The following is a 958-nucleotide window of genomic DNA, read 5'->3' on the forward strand; positions in this document are numbered from 1 at the left end:
AACCACCCCTTCCCATCCCGAACAGGACCGTGAAACGACTCCCCCTTCCCATCCCGAACAGGACCGTGAAACGACTCCACGCCGATGATAGTGCGGATACCCGTGTGAAAGTAGGTAATCGCCAGGCTCTCCCTTGAAACCCCCCAGTACGAAAGTACTGGGGGGTTTTGCTTTTGCGGCGGCGATTATCACTGGATGAAAACGTCGCTGCTGCGCTGTTTAACCCGGCAAGCTTTGCGCTCGCCAAGTGCGCGGAAAGGCCGCCAGAAGCCCTCCTGGCGCCTCCGGCGAGCCCCTATAGGGTGAAGGTGTTCATTCCTTATCGAGCGCCGGAGATTGATGGTGGGATCGAAGATGGCCAGTGCCGGCATCGAGGTCATCTCCCGAAGGACTGTCCTTCCATACTTTGCATAGTACGGAAAGTGCTTGACAGCCAAGGAAAGTTACACCATAATCTTAAGTTCTCTGCGGAGAGGTGCCCGAGTGGCTAAAGGGGGCAGACTGTAAATCTGTTGGCTTACGCCTACGTTGGTTCGAATCCAACCCTCTCCACCAAGAATTGCAAAGCAGTAGTGCCCGGCACGTGTGGGTGAAGCAGAAAGCGTGGTAACCCGGCGGGTGTAGCTCAATGGTAGAGCAGAAGCCTTCCAAGCTTACGACGAGGGTTCGATTCCCTTCACCCGCTCCAGATTACCCGGGTTGCAGTTCCAAAAGCAGCAGTCAAGTTTCGCCCATGTGGCTCAGTGGTAGAGCACTCCCTTGGTAAGGGAGAGGTCGGCAGTTCGATCCTGCCCATGGGCACCAAATACCGCACTGGCAATATCGCTACCGACACAGGAGTCGCGAAATGGCAAAGGAAAAGTTCGAGCGGACTAAGCCGCACGTGAACGTTGGCACGATTGGTCACGTTGACCATGGCAAGACCACGCTGACGGCCGCGATTGCTACGGTGCTGGCA

General features: G+C 56.3%; 1 protein-coding gene and 3 tRNA genes. All 4 read left to right on the forward strand.

The genetic code is table 11. The features are described from left to right. Positions 1-469: 469 nt before the first annotated feature. Positions 470-555, forward strand: a tRNA-Tyr gene (locus AC1DQ3_RS36515). A gap of 59 nt (positions 556-614) precedes the next feature. Further along, positions 615-688, forward strand: a tRNA-Gly gene (locus AC1DQ3_RS36520). Positions 689-729: 41 nt separating this feature from the next. Beyond that, positions 730-804 (forward strand) — tRNA-Thr (locus AC1DQ3_RS36525). 43 nt (positions 805-847) lie between these two features. Then, positions 848-958 (forward strand): GTP-binding protein (locus tag AC1DQ3_RS36530; protein WP_477124950.1); only part of this gene is annotated, 111 nt, incomplete at its 3' end.

The sequence above is a fragment of the Cupriavidus sp. 01T418 genome, from assembly GCF_056398885.1.